This window comes from Natronospira sp., assembly GCF_007134575.1.
GTDB classification, from domain to species: Bacteria; Pseudomonadota; Gammaproteobacteria; order Natronospirales; family Natronospiraceae; genus Natronospira; species Natronospira elongata.
Genome location: NZ_SLKM01000134.1, coordinates 1 through 7,159 on the forward strand (window position 1 = coordinate 1; position 7,159 = coordinate 7,159).

The 7,159-nt window shown below is 59.6% G+C and carries 8 protein-coding genes, 1 pseudogene and 1 riboswitch; of the genes and pseudogenes, 5 read left to right on the forward strand and 4 right to left on the reverse strand.

Going from position 1 to position 7,159, the window contains the following annotated elements; genetic code table 11:
- Positions 1-320 (reverse strand): transcriptional repressor (locus tag ACJWXQ_RS05190; RefSeq protein WP_406672312.1); only part of this gene is annotated, 320 nt, incomplete at its 3' end.
- 95 nt (positions 321-415) lie between these two features.
- On the opposite strand from ACJWXQ_RS05190, the gene ACJWXQ_RS05195 reads away from it, so the two are divergent.
- Genes ACJWXQ_RS05195 through ACJWXQ_RS05205 form a run of 3 tightly spaced genes read left to right on the forward strand, consistent with a single transcriptional unit; the run spans position 416 to position 2,823 of the window.
- Positions 416-1,090: an ATP-binding cassette domain-containing protein gene (locus tag ACJWXQ_RS05195; protein WP_346052565.1), complete on the forward strand. Its 675-nt coding sequence runs from the start codon at positions 416-418 to the stop codon at positions 1,088-1,090.
- Entirely contained in the window at positions 1,087-2,289 is a 1,203-nt protein-coding gene (locus ACJWXQ_RS05200; RefSeq protein ID WP_346052567.1) for an FtsX-like permease family protein, read from the forward strand. Before ACJWXQ_RS05195 ends, ACJWXQ_RS05200 begins: the two co-directional genes overlap by 4 nt.
- Positions 2,290-2,823: a hypothetical protein gene (locus tag ACJWXQ_RS05205; protein WP_406672313.1), complete on the forward strand. Its 534-nt coding sequence runs from the start codon at positions 2,290-2,292 to the stop codon at positions 2,821-2,823. It abuts the gene before it with no gap.
- Positions 2,824-2,946: 123 nt separating this feature from the next.
- Here the strand turns inward: ACJWXQ_RS05205 and folA are convergent, their stop codons facing one another.
- A complete protein-coding gene (gene folA, locus ACJWXQ_RS05210; protein WP_346052571.1) occupies positions 2,947-3,441 on the reverse strand; it encodes a type 3 dihydrofolate reductase in 495 nt (164 codons plus the stop codon).
- A 118-nt stretch (positions 3,442-3,559) separates the two neighbouring features.
- A riboswitch (yybP-ykoY riboswitch) is annotated at positions 3,560-3,729 on the forward strand.
- A 16-nt stretch (positions 3,730-3,745) separates the two neighbouring features.
- Here folA and ACJWXQ_RS05215 point away from each other — a divergent pair.
- Together ACJWXQ_RS05215 and ACJWXQ_RS05220 are read left to right on the forward strand one after the other, a co-directional pair.
- Entirely contained in the window at positions 3,746-4,324 is a 579-nt protein-coding gene (locus tag ACJWXQ_RS05215) for a TMEM165/GDT1 family protein (protein ID WP_406672314.1), read from the forward strand.
- Positions 4,325-4,391: 67 nt separating this feature from the next.
- Complete coding sequence (locus ACJWXQ_RS05220) at positions 4,392-5,261, forward strand: undecaprenyl-diphosphate phosphatase (RefSeq protein WP_406672315.1); 870 nt, start codon at positions 4,392-4,394, stop codon at positions 5,259-5,261.
- Positions 5,262-5,340: 79 nt separating this feature from the next.
- On the opposite strand, the gene mgtE is transcribed toward ACJWXQ_RS05220, so the two are convergent.
- Both mgtE and ACJWXQ_RS05230 read right to left on the reverse strand, forming a co-directional pair.
- Positions 5,341-6,702 (reverse strand): magnesium transporter, encoded by a 1,362-nt coding sequence (mgtE, locus tag ACJWXQ_RS05225; RefSeq protein WP_346052576.1) that lies wholly within the window; start codon positions 6,700-6,702, stop codon positions 5,341-5,343.
- 69 nt (positions 6,703-6,771) lie between these two features.
- Positions 6,772-7,159, reverse strand: a pseudogene (locus tag ACJWXQ_RS05230) (hypothetical protein); the annotation flags it as partial.

The window sequence follows — 7,159 nt, forward strand, 5'->3', positions numbered from 1 at the left end:
ATCAGGAGCTGAAACTCATGGGTCCGCTCGGGGTGGCGGCAACCCACATAGGCATTTTCGCTCTCTATGCGGTGAACCAGACCCTGGGCGAGCAGGAAATCGAGGGCTCGATACACAGTCGGGGGCTTGGCACTGCCACCTTCCTGCCCCAGGCGATCCAATAGATCATAGGCCTTCATGGCCTCATGGCTTTCCCAGATCAGCTCCAGCACCCGCTTGCGAAGCGGAGTGAGGCGGGCGCCACGCTGGGCACAGACCCGCTCGGCACTGCCGAGGGCCTCGCTGATACATTGCTCATGATCATGGGCGTGGGAAGCCATGCTTTCCTCCTGCACTTTGACACCAGACCATTGTGCCTCAAAATATTATCGTTACAATATAACACACTCATCATGCCCAGAGAATGCGCGCTGCCATGGATGCCGTAAGCCTCAATGACCTTCGCTGTTGGCAAGGGAATCGACCCCTTTTCGCCATCCCCCACTGGGCCCTGCCCCAGGGCGAATACGGCCTGATGAGCGGCCCTTCCGGCTGCGGCAAGACCAGCCTGCTGCATTGTATTGCCGGGCTGGACAGCCAGTTCAGCGGACAACTGTCCGTCAATGGGACCGCACTGTCGGAGCTTGGCCAGCGCGGTCGGGATCGCCTCAGGGGCGAGCATATCGGGCTGATTTTTCAGGACTTTCACCTGCTGGAAGGGCTCACCGTGGAAGATAACCTGCGTCTGGGCAGCTGGCTGGGTGGACGGGGGCAATCCAGAGCACATGCAATGGATTGGCTGGACCGTCTGGGGCTGTCTGATCAAGCCCGCCATTACCCCAATCAACTCAGCCAGGGGCAAAAACAGCGAGTAGCCATCGGCCGGGCATTGATCCATGCACCCAAGCTGATTCTGGCCGACGAACCCACCTCGGCCCTGGATGACCGGAATGCCGAATCGGTGCTGGCCTTGCTGTTCAGCGAGGCGGCCGGCCAGGGGGCCAGCCTGTTGGTGGCCAGCCACGACAATCGCATCCGAGACCAGTTCTCCCACCGCCTGGCCCTGGATGCCTATCTGGCCGAGCCCGCCAACAGGAGCGGCCAGACATGAACAGTTTCACACTGGCCCTGCGACAAGTCTGGCGGCGCCCCTTGCAGACTCTGATCAATGCCCTGGTCATGGGCCTGGGTGTGGGCATGGTGGTGTTACTGCTGATCGGTCAGGAGCAACTTCGTGATCGCATGAGCCGAGATGCCCAGGGCATTGACCTGGTGGTGGGCCCGGCGGGTAGCCCCATGCAACTGATTCTCTCCAGTGTCTATCACCTGGACGTTCCCATCGGCAATCTCCCGCTGGACGCACGGGAACGGATCCATCAAGAGCGGGCCGTCGAACGAACCATCCCGCTGGCACTCGGTGACAATTATCATGGCTACCGGATCGTGGGGACGGAGCCCGCCTATGCCGAGCTCTACGAGGCCGAACTGCGTGAAGGCGGATTCTGGGCAGGCGATTTTCAAGCCGTGGTGGGCGCCGCCGCGGCAGAAGGCACCGGACTCGGTCTGGGCGACCAGTTCGAAGGGATGCATGGGCTTGGCGATGGCGGGCCGGTGCACGGCGAGCACCCCTATGAGGTTGTGGGCGTGCTGGAGCGAACAGGCAGCGTACTGGACCGATTGATTCTTACATCGGTGGAAAGCGTCTGGGCAGTCCACGACCACGGCCATGACAATGGACATGGCCATGTTGATGAGGATCAAGGTCATGAAGTCACTGCCATCCTCGTCCAGTACGCCTCGCCTATGGCTGCAGCCCGACTACCCCAGATGATTGATGGTGACACGCCATGGCAGGCCGCCCGACCGGCCCATGAGAGTGCCCGCCTGTTCGCCATGATGCGCCCGGTAGTGGACGGAATGGCCTGGTTCGCGGTCATTCTGGTGGGCGCTTCGCTGTTGGGCGTTGTCACGCTTCTTTATCAAAATCTGAGGGAACGTCGCTACGACCTGGCTGTCATGCGGGCCATGGGCGGGGGCCCCGGCTTGCTTTTCAGAATCACCCTGCTGGAAGGACTACTCATGGTCCTCGCCGGTCTGCTGACGGGGCTGGCGCTGGGCCATCTGGCTTGTGAGTTGCTGGGTGCATTCAGTGAGGCCGGACGGTCCATCGTTCTTACAGGCTGGTACTGGGCCGATGGGCAATGGTTGCTCACCGGGGGAATCCTGCTTGCCGGACTGCTGGTGGCTATCCTGCCCGCCTGGCTGGCCAGCCGGATCAATGTCGCCAATACCTTGAGACGTGGATATTAAATGAATAAGCGCCGGATTCTTGCCCTTGGCATTCTGGGCCTGACACTCACTCTAAGCACGCTACAGGCGATGGCCCAGCTCAGTGATGACGAGTTGGCCACCGAGCCACCGCCAGAGGACGCCACGTTCGATGATTATGCTCACCAGGTACCGACGACACCTGAAGGGGCGGTTTCCTGGGATTTATTGGGTAGCGTGGAAGAGGAGATCGAAGTCATTGATGGCAGGAGTCATCTGCGGCCGATTTTCCCCGCTGCGGTCAAGGATATGAATGGAGAGACCATCCGCATCAAGGGCTTCATCTTCCCCATGCAGAACCAGGAGCGGATGGATGAGTTTCTCTTCACTGCCCTGCCCCCCAGTTGCCCCTACTGCCTGAATGCCGGCGCCGGTTACATCATTGAAACCCGGGCGAGGGACTCCATCCGCTTCACCTGGGATGCCGTTCTGCTGGAGGGTGAGCTGGAGGTACTGGAAGAAGACGAGTACGGCCTCTTCTATCGCCTGAATGATGCAAGGCGAGTCAGGGAATGAACAGGCTCGCGCAAAGACGCAAAGTCGCCAAGGCGCCAAGGCGCCAAGGAAAAGACGATTACTGTGTTGTTTTGGGATGAGCTTTTGGGAACCTCTGATTAATTTAAATTAATCAGAGGTTCCTTAGCTAGCCTTAATACGTTTTAGGCTGACGAAATCCAGATTATGCGGATTCTTCTCGTCGGCGGGGCGATGTTCCCGGCTGATTTCCTGCCATTCATCCACGGGCCATTCCGGGAAGCAGGTGTCCCCATCGATTTCCGCATCAATGAAAGTCAGTTCCATATGGGTGGCAAGAGGCAAGGCCTCCCGGTACAGCTGTCCCCCACCAATTAGCATTACGGTCTCGGTGCCGGCGAGCCTTTCCAGCGCTTCACTCAATGACGCAGCCGTCTCTGCCCCCTTGAACACGGCATTCTCCTGACGGGTCACGACAATGTTGCGGCGTTTCGGAAGGGCAAAGCCGATGGACTCGAAGGTCTTGCGCCCCATGACCACCGGATGGTTCAGCGTCACCCGTTTGAAATGGGCCAGATCTGCCGGCAGATGCCAGGGCATGCCACCCTCTTTGCCAATGACTCGATTGCGCGTCATCGCAGCCACCAGAACAATATCCATTCATATCCCCCTTGCTCAGAACAATTTGGCCATCGGCATTTAAGACGCATATTGTGACAGGCAGAACTGCCCGGCGCGACGCTTTGACCGGGACCGGGCTTTTCCTTAGAATCCAAGCCCTATTGCCATTGGGGAGTAGCCGCCCCGCTCCCACGGGGGCTCGCGTCAACAGACTTGGTCCACAGACCATGGCGCGGGCAGCCACCACGGCCTGGCAAGACCTTTGGCACTATTCTGCCCCGACAGGAGCCGGCGGCAGGGTGGTGTCATTGCGTCTGGATGCCGGCTCCCTGAAGGATTTCTCATGATCGAAGCTTTTTTCCTCAGTCTCGCCGCGGTCTCCCTGGCCGAATTGGGCGACCGAACGCAGCTCCTGGCCCTGTTGCTCGCCGTCAAGTTCCGCAAGCCCTGGGCCGTGCTCGGGGGCCTGGCCGTGGCCTCTATCGGCATCCATGGGCTCTCTGCCGGTGTGGGCATGAGCCTGGGCCAGTTCGTGGATGACCAGATTCTGGGCTGGATCGTCGGTGCCCTTTTCGTGGGCATGGGGATCTGGGTGCTGATCCCGGAACGGGTCCACACCGATGACCGCCCCCGGGAAACGGGGCGCGGGGCCTTCATCACCGCCATGGTGACCTTCTTCCTCATGGAGATTGGCGACAAGACCCAGCTGACCTCGATGGCCATGGCGGCCCATTTCGAGACCATCATCCCCGTCATGATGGGCGCCACCTTCGCCATGTTGCTGGTGAATGCACCCGTGATCTGGCTGGGACACAAGTTCGCTGACCGAATCCCCATGCGCACGGTGCGTGTGCTGGCAGCCCTGTTGTTCATTGCCATCGGCGCCTGGGTGCTCTGGGAAGCCGGCTTCAATCAGGGCTGAAGCTGGCAGCGGATGAAGATAATCGCTAGGCTGCGAGGCTAACTGCCCAAGGGAGCCAGAACGAATCATGGCATTGTGGATTGCATTGCTGTTGGGGATCATCCAGGGCCTTTTCATGTTCATCCCGGTGAGTTCAACGGCTCACCTGGTGATCGCCCAGCACTGGCTGATCGGTGCCGGCCATGAACTGCCGGCACCGGACAGCGCCGAGATGATCCTCTTCGACCTGGTGGTGCATGTTGGCACCCTGGTCTCCATCGTGGTGGTCTTCTGGCACAGCCTGATCGAGTTCGTGCGGCGCATCCTCAGCGACACTTGGCAGTGGCTGAGTGACCGGGGCCACGCTCCCTGGCACTACCTCTTCCTTCGCCTGTTCCTGCTCTGTCTGTTCTCGGTACTGGTCACCGGCATCATTGGCCTGAGCTTCAAGTTCTTCTTCGAGCGTTTCTTCGCCAATCCCCTGCTGGTCGCCGGCACCTTGACCCTGACCGGCGTTCTGCTTTGGTGGACAGACCGCCTGCGCCATCTTCCCATTGGCCTGAAAAAGATTCGCCTGGGCACCGCGGCCTGGATTGGCCTTGCCCAGGGCCTGTCCCTGGTGCCGGGCCTGAGCCGCAGCGGCATGACCATCACCTTTGCTCTATTGGCCGGCGTGAAGCGCCGCTGGGCGGCCCAGTACAGCTTCTTCCTGGCCATCCCCACCATCATGGCCGCCACGCTGGTGCAGAGCGTTGAAGTAATCACCGGGGATGGCCTCAATGGCATGAGCCTCGCCGCCCTCGGCGTGGGCTTTATTACCGCCGCCGTGGTCGGGATAGCGGCCTTGAAGCTGGTCCTCGCCCTCCTCTACCGTGCCCGCCTTCGGGTCTTCTCCTTCTATCTCTGGCTTCTGGCCGCGGCGGTTCTGTTCGGTTTTATCGATGCCGGAACGTTCTAGCCCCCTGGCATTATCCGCAGTTCTAAAAAAAGCCCGGCACAAAGGCCGGGCTTTTCTTTTCGCCAGCTGGGTCAGGCAGCTAGACCGACAAGCCAAGAACCGCAGCGGCGATGAAGAAGTACATCGCAATCCCCGCCAGGTCCGCGATCGAAGTGATCAAGGGGGCACTGGCAGTGGCCGGATCCAGGTTGAGGCGGGTCAGCACGAAGGGCAGCAGCATGCCCACCAGGGAACCCACAACAACCACACCAATCATCCCCAAGGCGATGACCATGGAAACATCCAGGGCCATTTCGGTGCGCCAGAAGAAGGCCACCAGGAAAACGGCCACGGCCATGGCGGTACCGAGGGCAGCTGCGACACCCAGCTCCTTGCCGAAGAGCTTGAGCCAGTCTCGCATCTTCACGTCACCGGTCGCCAGGGCTCGAACCATGAGCGTGGCCGACTGGGTGCCGGCATTGCCACCACTATCCACTACCAGGGGCAGGAAGGTCATCAGCACGAACAGACCCTCAATCGCTTCTTCATAGGCACCGATGATCTCACCGGCGAACATGTTGACGAAGACCAGGATGAGCAACCAGCCGATCCGCTTCTGGAACAACAACCAGGGGCTGGCCTGGTTGAGGTTCAGATTGAGCACCCCAACGGAACCCATCTTATGGAAGTCCTCGGTGCTCTCGGCTTCTGCCACGTCCAGGACGTCATCGACGGTGACAATACCCACCAGGCGGCCTCTGTCATCCGCCACCGGCAAGGCCTCGATATCGTAGTGCTGAATCTTCTGGACTGCCTCTTCCCGGTCCTCGGTCACGGTTACACTGACCACAGTGTCTTCCATGATCTGCTCAACCTTCTCCTCGGGCTTGCCGAGAATGAAGCGCTTGAGCTCAATCATGTCGAGGAGCTGGCCATTGTCATCGGTGACATAGATGACGTTGACGGTTTCGCCTTCTTCGCTCTGCTGGCGCACATGCTCCATGGCCTGAGCAATGCTCCATTCCGGGCGCACGGCAACGAAGTGGGGCGTCATCAGACGACCGACGGATTCTTCCGGATACCCCAGCAGGCGCAGCGCCTGCTTCACATCCCTGGGCGGCAACAGACGCAGAAGATTGCGCATATCCTCCTCGGGCAGACGCTCCAGAAACGCCGTCCGATCATCTGCAGCCATGTTCTGGAGGATGAAGCGGCCTTCTTCCTGACTCAATGCATCCAGCAGTCGAATCTGATCATTGTGTTCCAGATAGGCAAACACTTCAGCCCAGAGTGGCCGATCCAGGGCCTTGAAGATGGGCGTCTGGGTTTCCTCGTCCAGCTCGGAGAGAACATAGCTCACATCCTGGATATGCTGGTCTTCCAGCAGGCTTTTGACTTCAGCCCACTTCTCCTGGGCAATCAGTTCGCGCACTTCGATAAGAAGATCTTTGTTTTCTTCCATTTTTCACCTCCCGCCAATGGGGAGGGAAGCGGTCAGGCCGCTTCCCTGTTTCGTTGTTCTGTAATCGACTTAAAATTCCCAGGCAAAACCCAAGGTCACCCAGTCATCATCACTGTCATCCAGGTTCCAGCCATAACTCAGGTCGAGGACACCATCGGTCTGACCCAGGGCAAAGCGGAAGCCAGTCTGGGCGAAGGTGTCGTCTTCCGTGCTGTCCAGCACCTCGGCGATCCACTCGACACCGCCACCAATGGCCAGCTGAGAGCCAACCCCATAAAATCCGCTGGTTTCATCGTCATCACCGGCTTGATCCTGCAGGACACCAAGATTGACATGAACAATCCAGTTGCCATCCGCCAGGGGGAAGGAAAACGGCACATAGGCGAACACTTCCTCGATCGAAGCGGAATCATCAAAGGCAGAGCCCACGACCAGACCAAGGCCGAAACTGTCACCG